This is a genomic window from Virgibacillus dakarensis, from assembly GCF_900155625.1.
Classification (GTDB): domain Bacteria; phylum Bacillota; class Bacilli; order Bacillales; family Amphibacillaceae; genus Lentibacillus_C; species Lentibacillus_C populi.
In genome coordinates, this window is record NZ_LT732554.1 from 2668152 (window position 1) to 2693498 (window position 25347).

A 25347-nucleotide genomic window follows, 5' to 3' on the forward strand; every position below is an offset into this window, starting at 1 on the left:
GTTTCCTTTATCTCCTACGGCTCAGTCCAGCATATACGCCGCTAACCGGGCGCTTACGCCTTTGTTAAAGGCACGCAGGTGGTAAAACATCCCGGGAATTGGAAACACGATAAACGCATCTCCTTCCAAATATTTAATAAATCGTTAATAATTCCATAAGCAATATTTTAGAAGTGCCTTGTATGCTGGGAGTGTAGTTTAAAAGGAATGAACGATTTTGGAGGAGGAAGAGGAATTGAATGTAAAAAACCGGATTGGTCAAACGATTTATTTCGTTTTGGCGCTGCTTTTTTTACTATGTATAATGATACAAATTTTCTTAGCGGGTTTAGCCATATTTGCAAACCCTGTTCATTGGATAAAGCACACGATGTTTATCCATTTATTTGGATTTAATATTCCTTTGTTTATGCTTTTGTCTGCATACATTGGACGTATGCCCCGATGGAGTTACTGGTCCATTTTCGGAATGTTTGTTTCTGTGTTTTTGATGTATTTTACGGCAAACATGTCAGCACAATTTCCTTGGATTGCAGCGGCGCATCCGGTAGTGGCTATGCTGTTGTTCATTATTTCACTTGTTACCGTTTTAACAACCTGGAAATTAATAGTTAGTTCAGCAAGTAAGAAAGGTGGGGATTAAATTGAGAAACTTTTTGGCAATCATTGTTGGCTTAATTGGCGGCTTCATCTTGGGGATTGCATTGTCCAGTTTCATTGGGGTGTTTGGTATGATCGTGTTTGATAAACCTATTGGCATAAAGTATTTGCCATATTTCACCGCTCTTCTATGCGCTATTTTGGTACCGCTCTGGTCAAATAAGAGATAGCTATGTTTTACAATTTTATCAGGGAATAGGAGTGGCAAGGCTGGTTTTTGGGATCAGCCTTTTTGCATGTGCTCTTTAATAGGGGTAAAAAATCTTTAAGTAACGAAGTGTCACAAAAAATTCACTTCATTTAACAAAAACTTTACAGTATGAAAGCGGATTATATGGTAAAATAAAGGAAATCATAAATTTGGAGAGTTGTTCTATGCTGGAAAATGGTTATTACTGGAGAAATCGCGAACTGCGCAAACATGTTGCTGTGATTGATGGAAAAGTAGCACCTACTATTGTTTTAAAAAATAGTACTTATTTAAATATATTCACGAAGCAATGGCTAACCGCAAATATTTGGATTTCGGATGACCGGATTGTCTACGTTGGTGACAAAATGCCGGAAAAACAATTAACAACCGAGATCATAGATTGTAAGAATTATTATCTTGTTCCGGGCTATATTGAACCACATGCCCATCCATTTCAATTGTACAATCCCGAAGAGCTGGCAAACCATGCAGCGGCATTCGGTACGACAACATTGATAAATGATAACTTAATGTGGCATTTTTTGGCTAACAAAAAGAAAGCGTTTTCTTTGCTGGCGGAGTTTAATAAACTACCTGTTTCCATGTACTGGTGGGCACGGTTTGATTCGCAAACTGCCCTGCAGGACGAAGAAGCTTTTTTTAACAGTGAGGAGGTATTAGATTGGCTGTCCCACCATTCCGTTATTCAGGGTGGAGAGCTGACTGCGTGGCCAAGTCTGCTTGCTGGTGATGACCGGCTGCTCTATTGGATGCAGGAAGCGAAATCCAAGGGTAAGCCTGTCGAAGGGCATCTCCCTGGAGCTTCCGAACGAACCTTAACGAAAATGAAGCTGCTTGGTGTTTCAGCAGATCATGAGGCGATGACCGGTGCTGAAGCAATTGAACGTTTGCAGCTCGGGTTTCAGGTAGGACTGCGCCATTCATCTATCCGACCTGACCTGCCAAAGCTTTTGGATGAAATGCTTGCTGCAAATATAACCTCATTCGAAAACGTGACGATGACAACGGACGGGGCTACACCGGCGTTTTACGAACGCGGGATGATGAATATTTGTCTGGAAATTGCCATTGAAAAGGGGGTTCCGCTTGAAGAAGCGTACCGGATGGTGACATATAATGTGGCAAATCATTATAACCTGGCAGAAGAATTAGGAAGCATTGCACCTGGGAGAATCGCCCACATTAATATTTTGCAACAAAAGGATGATCCACATCCTGTTAGTGTGCTAGCGAAAGGCCAATGGATAAAAAGGAAAAACAATGGTAAGACATTGACAACCCATATCGATTGGGAGAACTATCAAATAGGACCGCTAAATCTTGACTGGGATTTGCAAATGAGTGATCTGCAGTTTTCAGTGCCAATCGGCCTTGATATGGTGAATGACGTTATCATCAAGCCATATGCGATTGAAACAGATGTTACCCTCGATGTGATACCTGAGCAATTTGCTGATGCCTTCCTTCTGCTGATTGACCGTGATGGCAATTGGCGGGTGAATACGACATTACGCGGATTTACCAATCGTCTGGGCGGGCTTGTGAGTTCTTACTCTACGACCGGCGATATAGTTTGTATTGGAAAAAATAAATATGATATCCAACTAGCGTGGAAACGGTTAAAGGAACTAGGCGGCGGAATTGTTTTAGCTCATCAAGGCGAAATATTATTTGAATTACCGCTTACACTTGGCGGAATTATGTTTGATGGAAAGATGGAGCAGCTTATTGAAAAAGAAAAACAGCTAAAGGCTACACTTAAAGAATTTGGCTATCGTTTTGACGATCCAGTTTATTCCGTGTTGTTCCTGTCAGCAACCCATTTACCGTATATCCGTATTACCCAGCAGGGCATCATTGATGTAAAGAAACGGGAGGTACTCTTTCCAGCAATAATGCGTTAGCGTATAATAGAAGAAAGACATAAATAAAAGGTGTGTTTTTGTATGAAAAAAACTTTCTTCTTTATATTACTTGGACTATTTGTACTCCTTGCCGGATGTTCCAAGGATAAAGAGAATGTGGAAAACAATGGTAAAGAAGAAAATGCGGCAGAAGAAATGAAATATGTCTACCCTCTGACTGGAATGAAAACAGATAAACCAGCTGATGACCGAATTGTTGGGGTGATGGTAAACAATCATCGGAAAGCACGACCGCAAACAGGTCTGTCTAAAGCGGATGTCGTTTTTGAAATTTTGGCTGAAGGACGAATTACTCGATTTCTGGCTTTGTTTCAAAGTGAAAAATCTGATGTAGTCGGTCCTGTCCGCAGTGCCAGAGAATATTATTTTGAATTGGCAAACGGATATAATGCATTATATGTTTATCATGGAGCAGCAAATTTCGTCAATGACATGATTGCTGATCGTGGGATTGAACATTTAAACGGGTCAGAGCATGATAATGATGGGAAATTGTTTAAACGGGAATCATTTCGGAAGGCACCGCACAACTCCTATTTACTTTTCGATGGCGTTGATGAAGCAGCCGAAGCTAAAGGGTATGATGTAACAGCATCATATAAACCATTACCGTTTTTAACAAATGATGAAACGCAGCAGCTTTCTGGTGAACCGGCACAACATGTACAGATTGATTACTCATTACGTGATATAATGAACATCGTGGAGTTTGACTATGATGCAGCAAATGAAAAATATACAAGATTTAGTGATCACGAAAAAACAGTGGAATTGGATACAGAAGAACCGATCCAGGTAGATAATGTATTCATTATCGAGACAAAGCATGGAGTGATCGACGATGCTGGCCGCCGTTCTGTGGATATTGAATCAGGTGGTGATGCCTTGTTGATCCGAAAGGGACAGGTACAACAAGTCCAATGGGAAAACAGAGATGGCAGAATCATCCCAGTTAAAGACGGGCAATCAGTTGGTTTTGTGCCAGGTAAGACATGGATTAATGTCATCCCGGAAAGTCCGGGACTGGATACTGCGGTTACGGTTTCCAATTAAAAAAATGTCCCAATTGAAAAGTTAGTTATGTTCTTATTTTTAAAAGGGCAGGAGGAAAAGATGTGCAAATTGATAAATTACGAGGAGAGCAATTAGATCAATTGTTTGACGCGATTTTGTCACTACAAACAAGAGAGGAATGTTATCGTTTTTTTGATGATATTGCTACAATGTCAGAAATCCATTCCATCGCACAGCGTCTGCAAGTAGCAAAAATGCTAATCGGTGGTCATACCTATAGTGTCATTGAAAAGGAAACAAAAGCTTCAACCGCAACCATTTCCCGTGTCCGCAGATGTATTAACTTTGGCAATGATGGGTATAAGATGGTTTTGGACCGTATTTTGGCGGAAGATATGGAAAGTGATGATTAAAAGTCGTACCTTTGATGGTGCGGCTTTTTTTAAAATAAGAAACCAACATGGCTCCGCTCCGCGTAGCTACCATCTATCATGAAAAGGAATATAGCCTAGATATGAGGTAAATCACATTCATTTATGCCAAACAATACAACCAGGTCGAAAATACTATGGTGGGTCCAGAAAGAGGATACCCTGTATAAGAAACGGGTTATGACAGTATAAAAGTACCATCTATTGTGACTATAGCGCGTTTTCCGGTCACCTCCTTAATAATGTACATGTTTTTGTGATTCTCCGATAAATGCCGCAAGTCGATTAGGGCACAAGAAAAATCAATCGAATGGTTTTTGACGACAGGGTACTATTTTAACGATCCCTGATTATATCCCTGTCACCAGTATAAATGTAATACACTCCAAAAAAACAAATAGTCCAAAAGACACCTCGCATGTGTACCGAATGTATCATATAATTTAGTATAATTGGTTTATTTTTCCCGTTCGGAAAATATCACGGTATGTAGAGGTGAAACTAATGGATGCGGGGACCCTTAGTAGTATAGCGTCAGTTCAAGGTTCAATCAGTAGCTTGAGTCTACAGTTAGGGGCGAAAAGAGAAGAAATGGAACGGCTTAATCAGGCTTCATCTGAATTGTTAGATTGCCAAGGTGACTTTCATGCGAAAAAACCGCTTTGTCTAAAACCAGAATTAACAGTAACCACCTGGTACGGGGAGTTGGCTGATAACTTTGACACCCTTAGAGAAGATGAATTGTATGGGAGCTATGTCGAGATCTCCGATGAACAATTGGACGAGGCGATTTCCAAGTTGGAAGCAAAAATCCAGGAAGTCAAACAGGAGATTCAGAGCTTGGAGGCAAGTATCGCAGCCCAGCGAGCCATGCTTGCCAGCTTGTATGCACAAGGAAAGGGGGCAAAGTAAATGGGTGAGGAGATTAAAGTAGTTCCGTTCTCAATTAAGTCGGCGTTGGCGGAATTGCAGGCGGCTGGTGAATCGTTGGAGACGGCCTTTGCCAAGGAAATAAATGGAGAGAACGTTCTTGAAATGGTCGATAAAATCAACGAGATGCAACAAACTTATGAAGCAATTTTAACCTCCTACAAAACGCTGCTAAAGAATAATGCTGACGAGACCGGGGTAGCAATCGATTCATTTGTGGAAAACGAAAAAGTGATTGCGGACGCCATTCAATTTATTAAATAGTTTTCAAAATTGTATCGGTGCCTGGCACGTGCATAATTTCGGAGAGGAGGGGAATTGGTGAAAATTTTAGATGCCGAGCATTTACATAAGGGGATTGATAATATAAAGAATGAGATCCCCGATTTTCAAAATCAAATCTCGGGCGTACAACAGGCTGTTAATGGCATTGTCTCATTAAATGATACACTAAAAGGAGAAGGCGGCGAGGCGATTCGCACTTTTTATGAACAGTGTCATCAGCCATTTTTAATTTATATGCAACATTTTTTAACGGATTATGAGGAGCTGTTTGATCAAGTTAAAGAAGCAGTATTATCCTTTGAACCGAATGAAAAAGCGATGATTAGAGAAGAATTTTTGGAAGATGATGTGACATCTGGGCTTGAAAAGGTAGAAGATGTGACTGTTAACCTGACAGATGAAGCAAATGCGATCATGGATAGTATCCGAGATATTGTGGCTTTGCCCAAAATGGATGATGAGGAATTTTTGCATAACGTCCAACGCGGGAAAAAGAAAACAAAGGAAACAGTTGAGGGACTTTATGATTTGGATGATTCGCAGACAAGTGCATTGGAATCGGTTGAAAAACAGTTGGAAACAATGAAGGGTTATATTACAGATATACAGGCCGTATTTACAAACGGTGAAATCTCATTGCAGAATATGGATGGATATACTGCGGAGGGCATGGGATTCTATCGTAACACGTTGGTAGATAAGCCAGCAGAATTCACAGCATTGCAAAAGCAGAACCAGTTCAATCGGGGTGCGTGGCCGTTTGTGGCGATGATGTATCCGAATATGATGTTTCCGATTACGTATCGGAATCATGGCAAATATATAAACAATGTTACGCCAAAGGATATAAGTGAACAGAGGTTTATTCAGGAGCTAGCGGAACAAAACAGGATGACAGACGAGGAAGCAATACAAATACAACAGTACCTGCAAAAAATAAGTGGAGAAGAAGTAACGACAACTGGGGTAGGAATTGCACCTCATAGTTCCTATAATCAGGAATTGGCACAAAAGGAAAAAGAGATAGAAGATCTGCAAAAAATGATCAACTCCTATCAAGCGTCAGCTTCACAAGGCGAGAGGGAAAATTATGCGAGAGAGCCGATTACTTTTGAGGATAAACGAAAGGTAATGGGTGGTAACTCGGACTTGGCTGGGGATCCGTATATGATGGGGCATATTGCTAGTGCGGGATTTGACTTTGCTTTCGATGATATTGAGACGATAGTTGATCCGGATGCAACGGCTGCTGATAAGATGATGGCTGGTTTGTTTTTAGGTGTAAAGCCAGCTAAATTAGTTGGTAAAAGTGCAGAGGCGTTTAAGGCTGGGGAAAAGGTTAAAGATGTCGGGGAAGCTAATAAGAGCATCTCAAATTCATTGTTGCCTTCAGAAGGAAAAGTAGATACGTTTAAACAACTCACTAAACAAGGTACAGCGTTTGACAATATTACACCGCACCATATGCCTTCCGCGAAAAAGATGAAGCAAGCCGGAATTAAAAGAAATAATGGTGTAGGAATGAATATGGAACAACCCCACCCTGGTGTAGGAGGAAGGCATAGAGAGACCTATACGTATGGTCTTAACGGAAAAAAACTAGAAGAATATTTAAATCTAACCTATCGCGATGCCCTTGCCCATGATATATTAGATGCTAGAAGAATATATATGAATGAGGGCTTGTACACACCACAAATAAGAAACGGGCTGAGTGAAGTAATTAGAAAAAATAATGAATTATATCCTGACCTATTTAAAAAATAAATGAGGTGTAATTATGAATGTTAAATTAGAATTAAATAAGATATATACTAATCGACTTTTACAAACTAGTGACGAAATTACTGAATTTGAACAGGCGTTGGAAAATGTTGTTAGCTTAGATGATGTATCGTTAATTAGTGATTTATGCTACAGTCTTGATGATGACACTGATAATTATGAGGTTATGTTCGGTTTAATTCATGGAATAGAGCATCTATATAAATATAGAATAGAAGAAGGACTTAATTTATTAGCATTGGCTGTTCCAAAGGTTATCGATAGAGCCGAGGAATGGATGGAAGTTCTACATTATAGGATATTAAATCATCCCAAGGTACGAGTTGCTTATGGAAGGGTTCTTTCTAAATTGGACGTTCAAACAAGAAAAATAATTATTGAATTATTAAATGATATTAAAAACGAGGATCCCGATATGTTTGGCGGTTCTGTAGATGAAGTTTTTAAAACCATGTAGATCTAACACCTTGAATGGCTTTATGCCATTCAAGGTGTTTTAGTGTTGTGTTGGTCAATATATAAGGTAGAACCTCACATTTTGTTTGATAAGGGGTAATGGGAAAGGATTTGTCCTCAAGCTAGGCTTGACAAGGTGAAAAACTGGATTTGGGGACAAAAAGGCATTATCTAATTTCTATTTTATACCCCGCTACGGAGGGCATGGGATTCTATCGTAACACGTTGGTAGATAAGCCAGCAGAATTCACAGCATTGCAAAAGCAGAACCAGTTCAATCGGGATGCGTGGCCGTTTGTGGCGATGATGTATCCGAATATGATGTTTCCGATTTAATCAGGAATTGGCACAAAAGGAAAAAGAGATAGAAGATCTGCAAAAAATGATTAACTCCCAGCAAACATCAGCGTCACAGGGCGATTATAATGCTGGATGAACATACTGCTGCTCTTGATCCTGCCCGGGCAGAACTGATTACGAATCTCACTGAAAAAGTGGTGAAACAATCGGGTTTAACAACAATAATGGTAACACACAATATGCAGCAAGCCTTAGATTTAGGCAGCAGACTCATTATGATGGATAAAGGACAAATTATTTTTGATGTACGAGGAGAAGCGAAACAAAAGCTGAGCCTGGAAGACTTGCTGCATGAATTTAGGCGGATACGCGGGAAACAATTTGAAAGTGATCGGGCTATATTAAGTTGATGTTTGGCACTGTAATTGCCAAACGAATAATGAAGCTAAACCCTGTCTAGTATGGCAGGGTTTTTGTGTAGACGGAATAGAGAATTTATGTAAGGATACTGTATATGGAACGTATATTCCTGTATAATGAATTTTATTATACTAGATGAATATTTCCCAAAATAATTTCCGCCAAAAACATTCATATTCACCCTAATCTCGAGGCAAAATTTTTGCTATAATAGACTAATGGGATTACGAAAATGGAGGTTAAAACCTTTGTATAAAGAGATGAATGAATGGAAGCATATATTCAAGCTGGATCCGGCGAAGGAAATAACGGATGAAAACCTGGAAAAACTTTGTGAATCCGGGACCGATGCAATTATTGTCGGAGGGACGGATAATATTACATTAGACGGGGTGCTGGATCTACTATCGCGAATTCGCCGTTTTACGGTCCCATGTATATTGGAAATATCTGATATGGATGCCATTACTCCGGGATTTGATTTTTACTTTGTCCCTATGGTGATGAATTCAACTGAGAAAAAATGGATGATGGATATACAGCATCAAGCCATTAAAAACTATAAAGATATCATGAACTGGGACGAAATTTTCGTTGAAGGGTACTGTATTTTAAATGAAGAAGCAAAAGCTTTCAGAAAAACCAATTGTGAACTGCCAGATACAGATGATGTGACTGCCTATGCTTTTATGGTTGAGCACATGTTTCATTTACCAATTTTTTATTTGGAATACAGCGGCACATATGGTGATCCACAGCTTGTCCGGCAAGTAAAAAATGAACTGAACAACACATTGCTTTTTTATGGGGGCGGAATTGAAAATAGCCAGCAAGCAGTTGAGATGAAAGAACATGCTGATGTGATTATTGTAGGAAACAGTATTTATACAGACTTCAAAAACGCGTTAAAGACAGTTAAAGCAGTAAAGTAATGTGTGCAGATAAAATATCAAGGAGTTTGGATAGTATTTTGCAATTTCGGATAGTATTTGTCCAGTTTTGGATAGTATTTCGCAATCTCGGATAGTATTTGCCCGGCTTTGGATAGTATTTACTCATTTTTGGATAGTATTCCGCAATCTGGATAGTACTACCCCATTCCGGAAGTTACCGACAGGCAGTTGTACAGTGTCAGATTACTTGAACAGACTCTGACAAGAAATAAAATAAGGTGGTGTCACCCGTGAGTCAAACAATGAACGATCTACTAAACGGATTAAATAAAGAACAGCAGGAGGCTGTCAAGCATACAGACGGACCGTTATTAATTATGGCGGGAGCAGGAAGTGGAAAGACCCGCGTACTGACACATCGAATTGCGTATTTATTAAGGGAAAAAGATGTTGCCCCCCGGAATATTTTAGCGATTACGTTTACCAATAAGGCTGCACGAGAGATGAGGGATCGTGTCCATAGACTGGTTGGCGCGGGAAGTGAACAAATTTGGGTATCTACTTTCCACTCGATGTGTGTACGAATTCTGAGACGCGATATTGACCGGATCGGGTACAACCGGAATTTTACCATTTTGGATAGCAGTGATCAGCTGTCCGTTATCAAACAGATACTGAAAAACCTAAACATTGATCCGAAAAAAATCGATCCTCGAGCCATGCTAGGGCAAATAAGTTCGGCAAAAAACGAACTTGTTACGCCTGAAGAATACAGTAATAATGTTGGCAACTTTTATGAACGACAGGTTGCGCAAATCTATCAGGCATATCAAAAAATGCTGCAAAAAAACCAATCACTCGATTTTGATGATCTGATCATGCAAACGATCCATTTGTTTAAGCGGGTTCCGGAGGTACTTGAATTCTATCAGCGCCGGTTCCAATACATTCATGTGGATGAGTATCAGGATACCAACCATGCGCAATACTATTTAGTAAAACAGCTAGCAAGCAGGTTCCAGAATCTTTGTGTGGTCGGTGACTCTGACCAGTCCATTTACCGTTGGCGCGGTGCGGATATTCAGAATATCCTCTCGTTTGAAAAGGACTATCCAACAGCACGGACTATCTTTCTCGAACAAAATTATCGTTCAACCAAAGCGATCCTGGAGGCAGCCAACAATGTCATTCATAACAATCCAGGACGCAAACCGAAAAATCTGTGGACCGAAAATGCAGACGGAAAACAAATCAGCTATTTCCAGGGAGCAACGGAGCAGGAAGAAGCATTGTATGTAACGGATAAAATTCAGGAATTGACACGCGAACAAGGTTTTTCGCCCAGAGACATTGCCATCTTGTACCGGACAAACGCTCAATCCCGGGCCATCGAGGCAACCTTGATGAAATCGACCATTCCTTACCAAATGGTTGGCGGGCAAAAATTCTATGAACGCAAAGAAATTAAAGATTTAACCGCATATTTACGGTTAATTACCAATCCTGACGACGATATCAGCTTTGAACGAGTCGTAAACGTACCAAAACGCGGTATTGGCAAAACGTCTATTGACCGGCTGCGTGCTTATGCGACTGAACATGGTTTATCTTTTTACGAGGCAGTGAAGGATGTTGACTTAACCGGTGTTTCTAAAAAGGCTGCTAATCAATTAGAGCAATTTACAACGTTAATCCGATCACTAGCACAGCAGCAGGAATTTTTAACGGCAACAGACATGGTGGAAGCGGTACTGGAACGAACAGGCTATGAAAAAATGCTAAAAAACGAAAATACAATTGAATCACAAAGCCGGCTGGAAAACCTGGAGGAATTCATGACGGTTACGAAGGACTTTGAAGCGGGAAGTGAAGACAAAACTCTTGTTGCATTCTTAACCGATTTGGCTTTGATCGCGGATATCGATCGGGTTGATGATGACTCCGAGCAGGATGAAAAGGTTACACTGATGACACTGCATGCCGCGAAAGGACTGGAATTTCCAGTTGTCTTTTTAATCGGGATGGAGGAAAACGTCTTTCCACATAGCCGTTCCATGTTTGATAACGATGAAATGGAAGAAGAACGCCGCTTAGCCTATGTCGGCATTACCAGGGCGGAACAAGAGCTTTATTTAACCCATGCCAAAATGCGAACGCTATACGGACGGACAAACATGAACCCAATCAGCCGCTTTATTCAAGAAATCCCGGAAGAACTGATTGATGGGATCGAGCAGGCAAGAGAAACCATGTTTGGTGGTGGAATGTTTGCCCAAAAAAACAACGAGCAGCCGAAACAGCTCAAAAGAAAAGCGGAAAGATTACAGAAGACAACTGGTGCTGAAAGTCAAACCTGGATGCCGGGCGATAAGGCCAACCATAAAAAATGGGGTGTTGGCACGGTCGTCAAGGTACAGGGGGAAGGCGAGGCAATGGAGCTTGATATTGCGTTTCCGGCCCCGACCGGGATTAAGCGGCTATTGGCAAAGTTTGCACCGATCACGAAGGAGTAGGATGGTGTTTGATGGATGAACAAACAACAAGCACAAGAAAAAATAGATGCATTAAAAGAACTGTTGAATCAATATGGATATGAATATTACGTACTCGATAAACCTAGTGTTCCAGATTCTGAATATGATGAAAAGCTACAGGAACTGCGAAAACTGGAAGAGGCATACCCGGAGCTTATTACCGCCGATTCCCCGACCCAGCGTATCGGCGCAGAACCGCTTGCTGCTTTTCAAAAAGTCCAGCATAATGTACCGATGTTAAGTCTCGGAAATGCCTTTAATGCGGGTGATTTACGTGACTTTGACAGACGGGTAAGGGAAGGAACCGATCAGCCGGTAACCTATGTTTGTGAATTAAAAATTGATGGATTGGCGATTTCTTTACTCTACGAAGACGGCAAATTTACCCGTGGGGCAACCCGTGGAGACGGAACGACCGGTGAAGATATTACGAGCAATTTACGAACGATCCGCAGTATCCCGTTAACCATTAAAGATACCGAAACAATTGAAGTTCGCGGGGAAGCATATATGCCGCATAAATCGTTCCTTGCTCTAAATAAAAAGCGTGAGGAAAACGGGGAAGAACCCTTCGCTAATCCACGAAATGCTGCGGCAGGTTCACTACGGCAGCTTGATCCGAAAATTGCCGCAGAACGCAATCTCGATATCTTTTTATACGGTGTTGGGGAATGGGAAGCTGGAGCAATCGAATCCCACAGTGAACGGCTGGAGTATTTGCAACAATTGGGATTCAAAACAAATCCCGAATGGCGCAGATGTCAAACTATTGAAGCGGTCATTGAATACGTGGAATATTGGACAGCGGAACGTCCAAATTTACATTATGAAATCGATGGCATTGTTGTGAAGGTGGATAATTTGGACCAGCAGGAAGAGCTAGGCTACACAGCCAAAAGTCCACGCTGGGCAATTGCCTATAAATTTCCGGCTGAAGAAGTGATCACAACGTTACGAGATATTGAACTAAGTGTCGGACGCACAGGAGTCATTACCCCCACAGCGGTATTAGATGCCGTTAAAGTTGCTGGAACAACGGTCAAACGTGCATCATTGCATAATGAAGATCTTATTCGTGCCAAAGATATTCGCATTGGGGATAAGGTTGTTATTAAAAAGGCTGGCGATATCATCCCGGAAGTTGTTCGGATTGTTGAGGAAAAAAGGACGGGTAATGAGCAAGAGTTTCACATGCCGACCGAATGTCCGGCATGTGGCAGCGAATTAGTTAGACTTGAAGGAGAAGTGGCGCTTCGCTGTATTAATCCGAATTGCCCCGCCCAGTTGAAGGAAGGGCTTATTCACTTCGTGTCACGGAATGCGATGAATATTGATGGGTTAGGGGAAAAAGTGATTATCCAGCTTTTCCAGGAGAAACTGATCCATACCATTGCGGATATCTATCGGCTAAAGCGCGACGAATTATTAAACTTGGAGCGCATGGGTGAAAAATCAGTCGATAATTTACTACAAGCAATTGAAGCGTCAAAAACGAACTCACTGGAGCGACTTTTATTTGGTCTGGGAATTCGCTTTGTTGGAGCCAAGGCAGCCAAAACGCTTGCCGAGCAGTTCGAGACAATGGAAAAATTGCAGCATGCTACACTTGATGATTTGATTGCGGTTGATGAAATCGGCGAAAAAATGGCTGATTCCATTGTGCAGTATTTTTCCGAAGAGGAAGTGATGGATCTGCTCAAGGAGCTAAGCGGACTTGGTGTAAACATGGAATACAAAGGGATAAAGCGATCGGAACAAACGGCCGATACAATTTTCTCCGGTAAAACCATTGTGCTGACAGGGAAGATGGAGCATTATACACGCCCGGAAGCAAAGGAAATTATCGAGAATATGGGTGGAACTGTTACAGGTAGTGTCAGTAAAAAAACGGACATTGTCATTGCCGGAGAAGATGCCGGATCGAAATATGAGAAAGCACAAAAACTTGGTGTAACCATTTGGGATGAACAACAGCTAAAAGAAGCCTTAGATGTATAATTTTTGGTTAGCGTATCAATGGAAATGGAAAATAAACACATCCAGCTCCAGCGCCCAGCGGCTAGTGTGCTTCCTTCACCTCCGTACGATAAGTCAACATCGGTTCGCTCACGCTCACCGTGTTTCCTTTATCTCCTACGGTTCAGTCCAGCACATACGCCGCTAACCGGGCGCTTACGCTTTAGAATTAGGGAGTTGAAATCGTGAAGAAATTATGTGTAAGTCTCCTCTGCACGCTGCTTTTACTTGCGAGCTGTGCACCGAAAATGAACGAGGATGAAGTAGTTCAAAAAAAGAATGAACAGGCAAATCAGGAAAAATCCATTGTCCCAAGCTATCAATTGTCTGAGGAAACCTATAAAATGATCCTGCCATACAAAACCAGCGCCGCCAGAGGAGTTATAACGAATCAAATGGGGAATCGCCTCGATATCGATGAAATGGAAGAAGGACTAAGGCGCCATTCCAAATCCGTTTACGACCCGAAAAAGTATTATTTTCAGGAAGGCCAATATTTAAAAGAAGACATGGTTTATAAATGGCTGGGCAGATCACTTACAAAGGAACAATTAAATGAAGCAGCCAAGGACAAGGTTAAATCGCTGGAACTAGGAAAGGGCAGAAAAGCAAGTAAAGACGAAATAGAAGAGGTTAAACAGGATCTGCAGCTTGGTTTGAACCCTCAACTTGCAGATGACGATGAGTATAGTGAGGAAGCAAATAGGAAAAATCCGACATACCTATCCCATATTCTGGAGCAGGATTATTTGAAGAAAAAGGAAGATAATAGTGCTGAACTAGTAGGAATTTCTATTGGACTTGCCTTGAAGTCAGAATATCGTTTTCAAAAGAAAAAAGACGGTCCATACTATTATGAAAAAATTTCAGAAAAACGAATGCTTGAGCATGGGAAAGAGATGGCAAAAACTGTCCTGGAACGTATTCGGAAAATAGATGGATTACAAAACGTTCCGGTTATGATCGGCTTGTACCGTGAAGAAGGCCAAGGTTCACCTGTACCTGGAAACTACGTAGCCAAAACCGTTGTAAATGGGGGCGAATCGGCAATTGACGATTGGGAAGCCATCAAGGAAGACTATGTTTTATTTCCAAATGAACAATCTGCGGAGAAATACTTTGATGATAACAAGCTTGTGGAAGACTTCGGAAAAGAAATTCAGCAATTTTTCCCTAACTATGTTGGTGTCATCGGAGAAGGGTTTTATATTAATAAAGATTTAAAAAAGCTGACACTGGAAATCCCTATTGAATTTTACGGAAAAGGGGAGGTTATCGGGTTCACCCAATACGCGTATGGCCTGATAAAGGAAATGTTCCCAAAATATTATGATCTGGAAGTTAAAGTCACCGCAAATAATGAAACAGAAAGTTTGATTTATCGTAGCGCTGGCGTTGATGATCCTACTGTTCATATTTTTCATTAGATCATTTCTAATGATTGAACTGTTTACAGAGTTCGGGTAAAATATGGGATGGACATACTCCATCCCATATTTTACTGAAAACGGAGTCACAGGATAATTTAAGGAGGTTTTTTTAATGGCAGTAGTACCATATAAACATGAACCTTTTACGGATTTCTCGGTAGAAGAAAATAAGCAAGCTATACGGGAAGCTATTAAGCAGGTTGAAGCTGATCTTGGCGGGGAATATCCGTTAATTATCGGCGGTGAACGCATTACTACCGAGGATAAAATTGTTTCGGTAAACCCTGCTAATAAAAAAGAAATAATCGGCTATGTATCCAAAGCAAATAAGGAATTAGCCGAAAAAGCGATGAAGGTTGCCGATGAAACATTTGAAACGTGGAGAAAATCAGATCCAAAATTTCGTGCAGATATTTTGTTCCGAGCAGCCGCAATTGTCCGTCGCCGCAAACTGGAATTCACTGCTCACTTGATTAAAGAAGGCGGAAAACCTTGGAAAGAAGCGGATGCTGACGTTGCAGAAGGCATTGATTTCATGGAATACTATGGCCGGCAAATGCTTAAAATAAAAGATGGTGCCGAAGTAAACAGCCGCCCGATCGAACATAATCAATTTCATTATATTCCGTTGGGCGTTGGTGTTGTTATTTCCCCATGGAACTTCCTTTTTGCGATTATGACTGGTACAACGGTTGCCGCAATGGTTACCGGAAACACAGTACTCCTAAAGCCGGCAAGTACAACACCAGTTATTGCGTATAAATTAATGGAAGTATTAGAAGAAGCAGGTATGCCAAAAGGTGTTATCAACTACATTCCCGGACCAGGAAGCGAAGTTGGGGATTATTTAGTTGATCATCCTCGTACACGTTTCGTAAGCTTCACCGGTTCCCGTGATGTGGGAACACGTATTTTCGAACGTGCGGCGGTCGTACAGGATGGTCAAAAATGGCTGAAACGGACGATTATTGAAATGGGTGGGAAAGATACGATCGTTGTGGATAAAGAAGCAGACTTGGAGCTTGCTGCAGAATCGATTGTGCAATCTGCATTTGGCTTTTCCGGTCAAAAATGTTCAGCATGTTCACGTGCGGTTATTCATGAAGATGTTTATGATCAAGTGAAAGACCGTGTTGCAGCGTTAACAAAGAAATTAACGGTCGGTAACACTTCAGATCCTTCCAATATCTTTATGGGCCCTGTCATTGATCAAGGTGCATATGATAAGATTATGAGCTACATCGAAATCGGTAAAAAAGAAGGCGAACTGCTTGTCGGTGGTACAGGCGAGGATAGTAAAGGCTGGTTTATTAACCCGACCGTATTTGCTGATGTTGATCCGGAAGCACGCATCATGCAAGAGGAAATCTTTGGCCCTGTTGTTGCATTAACCAAGGCTAAGGATTTTGACCATGCAATTGAAATTGCCAACAATACGGATTATGGGCTAACTGGTGCAGTCATTACGAATAATCGCGCACACCTGGAACAGGCTCGTGAGGACTTCCATGTCGGTAACTTATACTTTAACCGTGGCTGTACAGCGGCTATTGTTGGTTATCAGCCATTTGGCGGTTTCAATATGTCCGGTACAGATTCCAAAGCCGGTGGTCCGGATTACCTAATCCAACATATGCAAGGAAAAACCACATCTGAAATGTTGTGAGTAAATAGACACAATTTAACAAAAAAATTACACAAGACCTTTTTCTGGTAAAATAATGCAGAAAAAGGTCTCTTTTTTGCATAACTTTCCTCATTTTAGGAAAGTAGGCAAGTTTTTAGATGGATAATCGCCCAAAATACCCCTCAACTTTCCCAATATGAATTTTTGGAAATTCATGCTATTATATAAGTATAGAAATATCATGTAACGCCTTTTCGGATTCTGTTAGTGAGGTGGGTAAATAGATGGAAATTGGTTCTTATATCAAATTACACCGTATCAAACAGGAAATGACCCAAGCAGAACTTGCTGAAGGAATTGTATCTTTTGCCTACTTATCCAAGATTGAAAATGGGAAAACCGAAGCAAGCCCGGAAGTTATCAGCTTACTATGCACACGGCTTGGTATTCAGCTTGATAATGAAAAGGACATTACCATTAAGAATAAGTGCCAGGAGTGGTACAGCCAGCTATTTGAGGTCAATGACAAGGATGAAATTGAAAGAGGTTACAACGAGCTTGAGGCATTGATGGAAGACACGCATTCGGAAAGCATGGTAATGTTTGAGATACATAAGATTAGATACTTCTTAATATTAGGACAGTATGAAGCAGCATTGACGCAAATTAACAGCCTTGCTGATTTGTCAAGCACGTTTGATAGTTTGCATCAGTTTTATTGGTATAAGTTTAAAGGGAACTATAACTCCCAGGTTGGTGAGTTTAACCAAGCGATGCGGATGTATAAGCTAGCAGAAGAAAAGTTAAATCATCTTGAACTGGCTGAAAGTGAAATTGCTGACTTGCAGTACACAATTTCGGTAACACACAGCAAACTGCGAAATACGCTGGATTCGATTGAGTATGCGAATAAAGCATTGGATGTTTTCCAGAGGAATTATAACTTTTTACGATGTGCACAATGCCATATTTTGCTTGGTATTTCTTATCGCAGGCTTATGATGTATGAAAAGGCAATCAAGAATTATAATTTGGCCTTGCACTTGGGGAAATTAAACAATAATAGGCAGCTTATCCAATTAACAAACCAAAATTTAGGGAATTTGTACTCAACAAAGGGAGAAGCAAAGCAGGCGATTCAATATTTTGGGAAAATAGTTGATGATGATAAGGTGATTTTAGTTGAACGACTTGCTGCGATAGCCTGTTTAATAAGAGAATATTATAATGTTGAGCAATACGACAAAGCCAAAGGGATTATAGAGAAAGGTCTTAGTTTAATGAAAGACCTTGATGATATAGAGCCATTTCGGTTGTTATATTATATGATTTATACCTATCACTTCGCATTGGGTGATGATCATGAAAAATTTGAAAATCTGGTAATTAATGAATTTATCCCATACTTGAAAAAGCATAAAGACTATGCAAACCTTGTTACCTATGCAGAGCTTATGGGACAGCATTATGAACGATTATACAGGTACAAGGATGCAACTAAATTTTATAAGCAAGCTAACTTAGCTTATGAGCAATTTACAAATATTTAAAGGGGGCGATAAAATGAAAAAACTAATAGCATCAGTAGCATTAGGGGCTCTTTTAGCTGTAGGATTTTTATTTACTCAAGATAATACTTCAGATTTGGCAATTGATAGGGAACCTAGCGTTCTTTCAATCAGCAACACTTATTTTTAAGATTTAACCAGTTTGATCTTTTTTTACCCTATTACTATGATTTGCCTGAAACGGTGTGGAAAGCTGTTTCGGGCCTTTTTTTGTTTCTGGGAATAAGCTAACCCGGTCGTAAAAGTAACATGATGAATTGGATCGTAGTATATGCTATTATAAAAGTACTATTATGTTAATTTTATATTTGTGAATTATTCAGAAAGGGGTGTCAAGATGCAAGAGACAGAGTATGCGATTGCGGGCATTACATGGTTTTGGATATTTGTTCCAATGCCACTGTTAATTTTATTATCCATTGTAACGTTATTTACAGAGAGGAAGTGATTCAATTATGGAAATAGAAACATTGGTTACCTTTATTGTTTATTTGATTGGCATGCTTGTTATCGGTCTTATCATGTATTTTAGAACAAATAATTTAGCGGATTATGTTCTGGGCGGGCGTTCGCTTGGCGCGGGTGTTGCAGCCTTAAGTGCGGGGGCCTCGGACATGAGTGGCTGGTTGCTCTTAGGTCTGCCGGGAGCGATTTATGCTTCAGGCCTATCAGAAGCATGGATGGCAATAGGCCTCTCGATAGGTGCTTATTTAAACTGGCAATTTGTTGCAAAACGTCTGCGTGTGTATACAGAAGTTTCCAATGACTCGGTTACAGTTCCAGACTTCCTGGAAAACCGTTTTAAAGATAAATCACATATGCTGCGGATAATTTCCGCATTAGTCATATTACTGTTCTTCACATTTTATACATCATCAGGTATGGTAGCCGGGGCAAAGCTGTTTGAGGCATCATTTGGCTTATCCTATCATACTGCCCTTTGGATTGGCACGATTGTCGTTGTTTCATATACACTTCTAGGAGGATTCTTGGCTGTAGCCTGGACAGACTTTTTCCAGGGGCTGTTAATGTTCCTGGCATTGATCGTTGTTCCGATTGTTGCCCTCAATCAAATGGGGGGCTGGGATGCAGCGGTTCAAGCTGTTGGTCAGATCGATCCCACCCACCTGAACATGGTACAAGGGGTTGGCCTGCTCGCAATTATTTCCTCTGTTGCCTGGGGATTGGGCTATTTTGGACAGCCGCATATTATTGTCCGGTTTATGGCATTACGATCAGCAAAAGACGTTCCGAAAGCTCGTTTAATCGGGACAACGTGGATGATCTTGGGGCTTTATGGAGCAATTTTTACCGGTTTTGTTGGTCTTGCGTTTATCAGTACGCAGGATGTATCTGTTTTAGGGAAGTTTGGTATTGATGTTACAACGGAGGGCGGGTTGCAAGTACTTGCTGACCCGGAAAAAATCTTTATCGCATTTTCCCAGATTCTATTCCACCCGATTGTGGCAGGTGTCCTGTTAGCGGCAATTTTGTCTGCCATCATGAGTACCATTGACTCCCAGCTGCTTGTATCATCTTCTGCGGTGGCTGAGGATTTTTACAAGGCACTTTTCCGTAAAAAGGCATCAGATAAGGAGCTTGTCTGGGTTGGCAGAATTGCCACGCTAGCCATCGCCATCATTGCTGCCTTGCTTGCCTTAAATCCGGAGAGTTCGGTGTTGGAACTGGTAAGTTATGCCTGGGCTGGATTTGGGGCTGCTTTTGGGCCAATTATCCTGTTATCCTTATTTTGGAAAAGGATTACTCGCAATGGTGCACTGGCAGGAATCATTGTTGGTGCTGCAACCGTTATTGTTTGGGGAGGATTTTTGTCAGGTGGAATTTTCGATTTATACGAAATACTTCCCGGCTTCTTGTTTAATCTAATTGTTACAATCATTGTAAGTTTGCTGGAAAAACCATCTGCTGAAATTGAAGCGGAATTCGATGAGACATTAGCGAAATTAAACGAATAACAAGTTCTTTTAAACACACTTCACACCTTTCCCAGGCTATTCCTTTGTCAGGCTGGTTAGAATAGTGAGGTGTGAAGTTTTTTTGTGTAGTAAAATTGGCCGATCAGTTGCCTATAGTCAACGAATTCTGCTATTATCAATAGTATTGTAAGAGTACTACAGGAGGTGTGAAAATGGCGGATATTTCAAGCGATCAAGTAAAACATGTTGCCAATTTGGCTCGACTTGCGATAACAGATGAAGAGGCAGAACGATTTACCAAGCAATTAAGTTCGATTCTTGAATATGCAGAACAATTAAATGAACTGGATACAACTGGTGTAGAACCGACTACCCACGTATTGGATTTGAAAAATGTCCTGCGTAAAGATGAGCCTAAAAAGACGATTACCCAAGAGGAAGCGCTGAAAAATGCACCAGATAAAAAAGGTGACTATTTTCGCGTACCGTCGATTTTGGAATAGGGAGGGAAGTACATGTCATTGTTTGATAACAGTATAAAGCAATTGGAACAAAAGCTACATAATAAAGAAATTGCAGTGAGCGATTTAGTCGATACATCCTACAAGCGGATAGCGGAAGTCGATGATCAGGTAAAAGCATTTTTAACATTGGATGAAGAAAATGCCCGCAATCAGGCAAAAGCTTTAGACACGGAGACTCCTGATTTCACAGTACATCCGTTATTTGGCATACCAGGCGGGATTAAAGATAATATTGTTACAAAGGCACTTCGAACGACGTGTGCAAGTCAATTTTTACGGAATTTTAATGACCCATTGTACAGTGCAACAGTGATTGAAAAACTTGATGAGGCAAAAACCGTGAAGATTGGTAAAACAAATATGGACGAGTTTGCGATGGGATCATCGAATGAGAATTCAAGTTTTGAACCAACACGCAACCCGTGGCATACCGATTATGTTCCAGGTGGCTCCAGTGGTGGATCAGCTGCTGCTGTTGCTGCTGGTGAAGTCGTTTATGCATTAGGCTCTGACACTGGTGGCTCAATCCGCCAGCCTGCAGCATTTTGTGGTGTTGTCGGCTTAAAGCCGACGTATGGCCGTGTGTCGCGTTTTGGACTAGTTGCATTTGCTTCATCATTCGATCAGATTGGCCCGATTACCCGCAATGTTGCGGACAATGCCCGCGTACTTGAAGTTATTTCTGGTCAGGACAAAATGGATTCTACAAGCGCGAATGTCGATGTGCCTGCTTTTACGGAAAGCCTGACAGGTGATATAAAAGGATTAAAAATTGCCGTGCCAAAGGAATATCTTGGTGAAGGTGTTTCCCCGGAAGTTAGGGATTCGGTAATGGATGCCTTAAAAGTTTACGAATCACTAGGTGCTGAGTGGGAAGAAGTTTCGCTCCCACATACGAAATACGCGGTTGCAACCTATTATTTACTTGCATCATCAGAGGCATCTGCCAACCTGGCCCGTTTTGACGGCGTGCGTTATGGCGTGCGTTCCGAAAATGCGAAAGACATGCTGGACATGTTCAAGCTTTCCCGCAGCGAAGGCTTTGGCGAAGAAGTGAAACGCCGCATCATGCTTGGAACCTATGCATTGTCATCTGGCTATTATGATGCATTTTATAAAAAAGCACAAAAGGTACGTACATTAATCAAAAACGATTTTGATGAAATTTTTAAAAACTATGATGTTGTTATCGGGCCAACCACACCAACACCAGCATTTAAGATTGGCGAGAAAGTGGAAGATCCACTAACGATGTATACAAATGATATTTTGACAATCCCGGTTAATTTGGCTGGTGTACCGGCAATTTCGATACCATGCGGGCTATCAAAAGGCGGATTGCCATATGGTCTGCAAATTATCGGTAAATATTTTGACGAAGGTACGGTTTACCGGACAGCTCATGCGTTTGAACAGGCAACCGATCATCATACAAAACGACCTCAGCTAGGGGGTGCAAGCAAATGAATTTCGAAACAATCATTGGACTCGAAGTACATGTCGAGTTAAAAACAGCTTCTAAAATTTTCAGTCCCAGCCCGAATGCATTTGGAGCTGCCCCGAATACGAACGTGAACCCGATCGATCTGGGATATCCGGGTGTGTTGCCGGTTTTGAATGAAGAGGCGGTAAACTTTGCGATGAAAGCAGCAATGGCACTAAACTGTCAAATTGCAACAGATACGAAATTTGACCGGAAGAACTATTTTTATCCGGATAACCCGAAGGCCTATCAGATTTCGCAATTCGATCAGCCGATCGGGGAACATGGCTGGATTGAAATTGAAGTAGGTGGAAAGACGAAGCGGATTGGTATTACCCGTCTCCATTTGGAGGAGGATGCAGGGAAACTAACTCATGGCGATGACGGATATTCACTGGTCGATTTCAACCGGCAGGGAACACCGTTAATTGAAATCGTATCAGAGCCTGATATGCGTTCTCCGGAGGAAGCATATGCGTACCTTGAGAAATTGAAAAATATTATTCAATATACTGGTGTCTCTGACTGTAAGATGGAGGAAGGATCCTTAAGATGTGACGCCAACTTGTCGATTAGGCCCATTGGACAAGAGGAATTCGGGGTTAAAACAGAGTTGAAAAACTTAAACTCGTTTGCCTTTGTACAAAAAGGGCTTGAATTTGAAGAAAAACGCCAAGAAAAGGTTTTACTGTCAGGCGGAGAAATTTTACAGGAAACCCGCCGCTATGATGAGAAGACCAAAGAAACGATTTTGATGCGGGTTAAGGAAGGTTCCGATGACTATCGTTATTTCCCAGAACCGGATCTTGTACCATTATATATTGATGAAGAATGGAAAGAGCGGATCCGCGGGGAAATCCCAGAGTTGCCGGATAAACGTAAAAAACGGTTTATCGATGAACTTGGATTATCCGAGTATGATGCAGCAAACTTGACGGGCGCAAAGGAAATGGCCGACTTTTTTGAAGCAACAGTTGAGTATGGGGCTGATGTCAAACAGGCATCGAACTGGCTGATGGGTGAAATTTCCGGCTATATGAACAAGCACCAGAAAGAATTGCATGATCTGGCACTCACACCGGAATCACTTGGCAAAATGATTAAACTTATCGAGGATGGTACGATTTCATCGAAAATCGCCAAAAAAGTCTTTGCCGAATTGGTTGATAAGGGCGGTGACCCGGAGAAAATTGTCAAAGAGAAAGGGCTTGTGCAGATTTCCGATGAAGGTCAGCTCAAGGAAATTATTACCGGAATTTTGGATGTGAATGAACAATCGATTATTGACTATAAAAACGGTAAGGATCGCGCATTAGGCTTTTTGGTTGGACAAGTGATGAAACAAACAAAGGGACAAGCAAACCCGCCAATGGTTAATAAAATTTTGAAAGAAGAAATGGATAAGCGTTAACGTTTCCTAGCGTATTCTCGGCCATCTCAAGCATTATTTGCTATTGGGATGGTCTTTTTATTTCGGGAAATTTTATAAGAACCTTTTCAAAAAGGGGAAAAAGGGCTATGATAATGGTTGTATGAAAAAAAGTGTGACGTGTTTATTGGACAAACGATATAGAAACGGTCGATGCAATGGAGGGGTATATAATGAAGAAAGCCCGGATCATCTACAATCCTACATCTGGACGAGAAGCATTTAAAAAGGAACTGGCAAATGTGCTGGAACGATTTGAAGTAGCTGGATATGAAACATCGACACATGCGACAACATGTGAAGGCGATGCGATTAAAGCTGCCAAAATAGCTGTCGAGCGTCGCTATGACGTAGTAGTTGCCGCTGGTGGAGATGGAACGATTAATGAGGTCGTAAATGGGCTGGGAGAACAGGATTACCGCCCAAAACTAGGTATCATACCTGTAGGGACAACGAATGATTTTGCGCGAGCATTAAGTATTCCTCGCAACATCATAAAGGCTGTTGATATCATTCTTAACGATCAATCAATTCCACTTGATATCGGCAAGGTAAACGAACATTATTTTATTAATATCGCTGGCGGCGGCAAGCTTACCGAGTTAACGTATGACGTACCAAGTAAATTAAAAACAATGCTGGGACAGTTGGCATATTACATAAAAGGGATCGAAATGCTTCCTTCTCTTAAGCCAACCAATGTCCGAATCGAATATGATGGAGAAGTGCTGGAAGACGATATTATGTTATTTCTCATATCCAATACGAATTCGGTTGGTGGATTCGAAAAACTAGCCCCAACTGCCAAACTGGACGATGGCTACTTTGATGTGATTATTTTAAAAAAGACCAATCTGGCAGAATTTATTCGTGTTGCAACATTGGCATTAAGAGGGGCCCACCTTGATCATAAAAATGTGATCTACACGAAAGCAAGGCATATTAAAGTCGAGACAGACGAAAAAATGCAGTTGAATATTGATGGTGAATTTGGTGGTCTTCTACCTGGTGAGTTTATCAATTTAAAACAGCATGTGGAATTGTTTGTTCCAGATGAATTTGTGAAGAAGAATGATTGCTGATGGATCGGCAGTCATTTTTTTGTAGTGTTTTGCGACATTACCTATATGGTAAATTGACAGCATATCGGTGGCTTATTCTGTTATAATAGATGGAGAAATGTATTTGAGCGATAAGCTTTATGTCCTAAGTAAAGAAAGTATAAAAATTTAGGCTCTATTCTGCTTACGTCAGAGTTGGCCATGTCCAGCTCCAGCGCTAAAGCCAAGCAAACTTCACACTCCTTCACTACGATAAGTCAACATCGGTTCGGGTAGGAAGGAAGGCCGACTAAGAACGGGCTTTGCGCCCAACGTCGGCATACCCCTTTTGCAGGGGCATGTTTCCTTTATCTCATTGCGGAGTGCTCCAGTTTGTACGTTGCTAAACGGGCGCTTCCGCTTTTCTTAATTAAAAGGATGTGAGA

The 25347-nt window shown here is 41.2% G+C and carries 22 protein-coding genes and 1 pseudogene; all 23 read left to right on the plus strand.

Annotated elements, in window-relative coordinates; all coding sequences use genetic code 11:
* The first annotated feature begins 235 nt into the window (after positions 1–235).
* The 23 genes and pseudogenes from CZ382_RS22375 to CZ382_RS22480 all read left to right on the plus strand — a co-directional run bounded on the left by CZ382_RS22375 (position 236) and on the right by CZ382_RS22480 (position 24943).
* Complete coding sequence (locus tag CZ382_RS22375; RefSeq protein WP_102415861.1) at positions 236–643, plus strand: DUF6220 domain-containing protein; 408 nt, start codon at positions 236–238, stop codon at positions 641–643.
* Position 644: 1 nt separating this feature from the next.
* Positions 645–830 carry a DUF5957 family protein gene (locus CZ382_RS22380; RefSeq protein ID WP_088053277.1) on the plus strand — a complete coding sequence of 62 codons (186 nt, stop codon included), beginning with the start codon at positions 645–647 and terminating at the stop codon, positions 828–830.
* Positions 831–1035: 205 nt separating this feature from the next.
* On the plus strand, positions 1036–2778 hold the full coding sequence (locus CZ382_RS22385; RefSeq protein ID WP_188725427.1) for an adenine deaminase C-terminal domain-containing protein: 1743 nt from the start codon (positions 1036–1038) through the stop codon (positions 2776–2778).
* A 42-nt stretch (positions 2779–2820) separates the two neighbouring features.
* Entirely contained in the window at positions 2821–3852 is a 1032-nt protein-coding gene (locus CZ382_RS22390; RefSeq protein WP_088053278.1) for a DUF3048 domain-containing protein, read from the plus strand.
* 62 nt (positions 3853–3914) lie between these two features.
* The gene (locus CZ382_RS22395; RefSeq protein ID WP_088053279.1) at positions 3915–4226 is read left to right on the plus strand and encodes a YerC/YecD family TrpR-related protein; all 312 of its coding nucleotides are present in this window, start codon (positions 3915–3917) and stop codon (positions 4224–4226) included.
* A 522-nt stretch (positions 4227–4748) separates the two neighbouring features.
* The gene (locus tag CZ382_RS22400; protein ID WP_088053280.1) at positions 4749–5156 is read left to right on the plus strand and encodes a YwqH-like family protein; all 408 of its coding nucleotides are present in this window, start codon (positions 4749–4751) and stop codon (positions 5154–5156) included.
* The gene (locus CZ382_RS22405; RefSeq protein ID WP_088053281.1) at positions 5157–5438 is read left to right on the plus strand and encodes a YwqI/YxiC family protein; all 282 of its coding nucleotides are present in this window, start codon (positions 5157–5159) and stop codon (positions 5436–5438) included.
* Positions 5439–5495: 57 nt separating this feature from the next.
* Positions 5496–7226, plus strand: a complete 1731-nt coding sequence (locus CZ382_RS22410) for a ribonuclease YeeF family protein (RefSeq protein WP_159457863.1) — start codon at positions 5496–5498, stop codon at positions 7224–7226.
* A 13-nt stretch (positions 7227–7239) separates the two neighbouring features.
* The gene (locus tag CZ382_RS22415) at positions 7240–7701 is read left to right on the plus strand and encodes an Imm30 family immunity protein (RefSeq protein ID WP_088053283.1); all 462 of its coding nucleotides are present in this window, start codon (positions 7240–7242) and stop codon (positions 7699–7701) included.
* Between the two features lie 203 nt (positions 7702–7904).
* Positions 7905–8036 (plus strand): hypothetical protein, encoded by a 132-nt coding sequence (locus CZ382_RS24585; RefSeq protein ID WP_268811338.1) that lies wholly within the window; start codon positions 7905–7907, stop codon positions 8034–8036.
* Positions 8037–8119: 83 nt separating this feature from the next.
* A pseudogene (locus CZ382_RS22425) lies at positions 8120–8410 on the plus strand (ABC transporter ATP-binding protein); the annotation flags it as partial.
* Positions 8411–8680: 270 nt separating this feature from the next.
* Complete coding sequence (pcrB, locus tag CZ382_RS22430; protein WP_088053588.1) at positions 8681–9352, plus strand: heptaprenylglyceryl phosphate synthase; 672 nt, start codon at positions 8681–8683, stop codon at positions 9350–9352.
* A gap of 263 nt (positions 9353–9615) precedes the next feature.
* On the plus strand, positions 9616–11826 hold the full coding sequence (gene pcrA, locus CZ382_RS22435; RefSeq protein ID WP_407701335.1) for a DNA helicase PcrA: 2211 nt from the start codon (positions 9616–9618) through the stop codon (positions 11824–11826).
* A 15-nt stretch (positions 11827–11841) separates the two neighbouring features.
* Positions 11842–13845, plus strand: coding sequence for an NAD-dependent DNA ligase LigA (gene ligA / locus CZ382_RS22440; protein WP_088053286.1), 2004 nt, complete (start codon positions 11842–11844; stop codon positions 13843–13845).
* A gap of 203 nt (positions 13846–14048) precedes the next feature.
* Positions 14049–15290 carry a CamS family sex pheromone protein gene (locus CZ382_RS22445; RefSeq protein WP_102415853.1) on the plus strand — a complete coding sequence of 414 codons (1242 nt, stop codon included), beginning with the start codon at positions 14049–14051 and terminating at the stop codon, positions 15288–15290.
* Positions 15291–15405: 115 nt separating this feature from the next.
* Positions 15406–16959, plus strand: coding sequence for an L-glutamate gamma-semialdehyde dehydrogenase (gene pruA, locus CZ382_RS22450; RefSeq protein ID WP_088053287.1), 1554 nt, complete (start codon positions 15406–15408; stop codon positions 16957–16959).
* Positions 16960–17204: 245 nt separating this feature from the next.
* A complete protein-coding gene (locus CZ382_RS22455) occupies positions 17205–18470 on the plus strand; it encodes a helix-turn-helix domain-containing protein (protein WP_088053288.1) in 1266 nt (421 codons plus the stop codon).
* 13 nt (positions 18471–18483) lie between these two features.
* On the plus strand, positions 18484–18618 hold the full coding sequence (locus tag CZ382_RS24590) for a hypothetical protein (RefSeq protein ID WP_268811339.1): 135 nt from the start codon (positions 18484–18486) through the stop codon (positions 18616–18618).
* Positions 18619–18943: 325 nt separating this feature from the next.
* On the plus strand, positions 18944–20464 hold the full coding sequence (putP, locus tag CZ382_RS22460) for a sodium/proline symporter PutP (protein ID WP_088053289.1): 1521 nt from the start codon (positions 18944–18946) through the stop codon (positions 20462–20464).
* Between the two features lie 173 nt (positions 20465–20637).
* Positions 20638–20928 carry an Asp-tRNA(Asn)/Glu-tRNA(Gln) amidotransferase subunit GatC gene (gatC, locus tag CZ382_RS22465; protein WP_088053290.1) on the plus strand — a complete coding sequence of 97 codons (291 nt, stop codon included), beginning with the start codon at positions 20638–20640 and terminating at the stop codon, positions 20926–20928.
* 12 nt (positions 20929–20940) lie between these two features.
* On the plus strand, positions 20941–22416 hold the full coding sequence (gene gatA / locus CZ382_RS22470; protein ID WP_088053291.1) for an Asp-tRNA(Asn)/Glu-tRNA(Gln) amidotransferase subunit GatA: 1476 nt from the start codon (positions 20941–20943) through the stop codon (positions 22414–22416).
* Positions 22413–23843: an Asp-tRNA(Asn)/Glu-tRNA(Gln) amidotransferase subunit GatB gene (gatB, locus tag CZ382_RS22475; RefSeq protein WP_088053292.1), complete on the plus strand. Its 1431-nt coding sequence runs from the start codon at positions 22413–22415 to the stop codon at positions 23841–23843. Before gatA ends, gatB begins: the two co-directional genes overlap by 4 nt.
* Positions 23844–24034: 191 nt before the next feature.
* A complete protein-coding gene (locus CZ382_RS22480) occupies positions 24035–24943 on the plus strand; it encodes a diacylglycerol kinase (protein ID WP_088053293.1) in 909 nt (302 codons plus the stop codon).
* Positions 24944–25347 lie beyond the last annotated feature (404 nt).

What these genes read in the sequence shown, in the direction of transcription:
- CZ382_RS22385 (WP_188725427.1), top strand. Translation starts at nt 1,036, where the DNA reads ATGCTGGAAAATGGTTATTACTGGAGAAATCGCGAACTGCGCAAACAT.
- CZ382_RS22390 (WP_088053278.1), top strand. Translation starts at nt 2,821, where the DNA reads ATGAAAAAAACTTTCTTCTTTATATTACTTGGACTATTTGTACTCCTT.
- CZ382_RS22400 (WP_088053280.1), top strand. Translation starts at nt 4,749, where the DNA reads ATGGATGCGGGGACCCTTAGTAGTATAGCGTCAGTTCAAGGTTCAATC.
- CZ382_RS22405 (WP_088053281.1), top strand. Translation starts at nt 5,157, where the DNA reads ATGGGTGAGGAGATTAAAGTAGTTCCGTTCTCAATTAAGTCGGCGTTG.
- CZ382_RS22415 (WP_088053283.1), top strand. Translation starts at nt 7,240, where the DNA reads ATGAATGTTAAATTAGAATTAAATAAGATATATACTAATCGACTTTTA.
- CZ382_RS24585 (WP_268811338.1), top strand. Translation starts at nt 7,905, where the DNA reads ATGGGATTCTATCGTAACACGTTGGTAGATAAGCCAGCAGAATTCACA.
- pcrB (WP_088053588.1), top strand. Translation starts at nt 8,681, where the DNA reads ATGAATGAATGGAAGCATATATTCAAGCTGGATCCGGCGAAGGAAATA.
- pcrA (WP_407701335.1), top strand. Translation starts at nt 9,616, where the DNA reads ATGAACGATCTACTAAACGGATTAAATAAAGAACAGCAGGAGGCTGTC.
- ligA (WP_088053286.1), top strand. Translation starts at nt 11,842, where the DNA reads ATGAACAAACAACAAGCACAAGAAAAAATAGATGCATTAAAAGAACTG.
- pruA (WP_088053287.1), top strand. Translation starts at nt 15,406, where the DNA reads ATGGCAGTAGTACCATATAAACATGAACCTTTTACGGATTTCTCGGTA.
- CZ382_RS22455 (WP_088053288.1), top strand. Translation starts at nt 17,205, where the DNA reads ATGGAAATTGGTTCTTATATCAAATTACACCGTATCAAACAGGAAATG.
- CZ382_RS24590 (WP_268811339.1), top strand. Translation starts at nt 18,484, where the DNA reads ATGAAAAAACTAATAGCATCAGTAGCATTAGGGGCTCTTTTAGCTGTA.
- putP (WP_088053289.1), top strand. Translation starts at nt 18,944, where the DNA reads ATGGAAATAGAAACATTGGTTACCTTTATTGTTTATTTGATTGGCATG.
- gatC (WP_088053290.1), top strand. Translation starts at nt 20,638, where the DNA reads ATGGCGGATATTTCAAGCGATCAAGTAAAACATGTTGCCAATTTGGCT.
- gatA (WP_088053291.1), top strand. Translation starts at nt 20,941, where the DNA reads ATGTCATTGTTTGATAACAGTATAAAGCAATTGGAACAAAAGCTACAT.
- gatB (WP_088053292.1), top strand. Translation starts at nt 22,413, where the DNA reads ATGAATTTCGAAACAATCATTGGACTCGAAGTACATGTCGAGTTAAAA.
- CZ382_RS22480 (WP_088053293.1), top strand. Translation starts at nt 24,035, where the DNA reads ATGAAGAAAGCCCGGATCATCTACAATCCTACATCTGGACGAGAAGCA.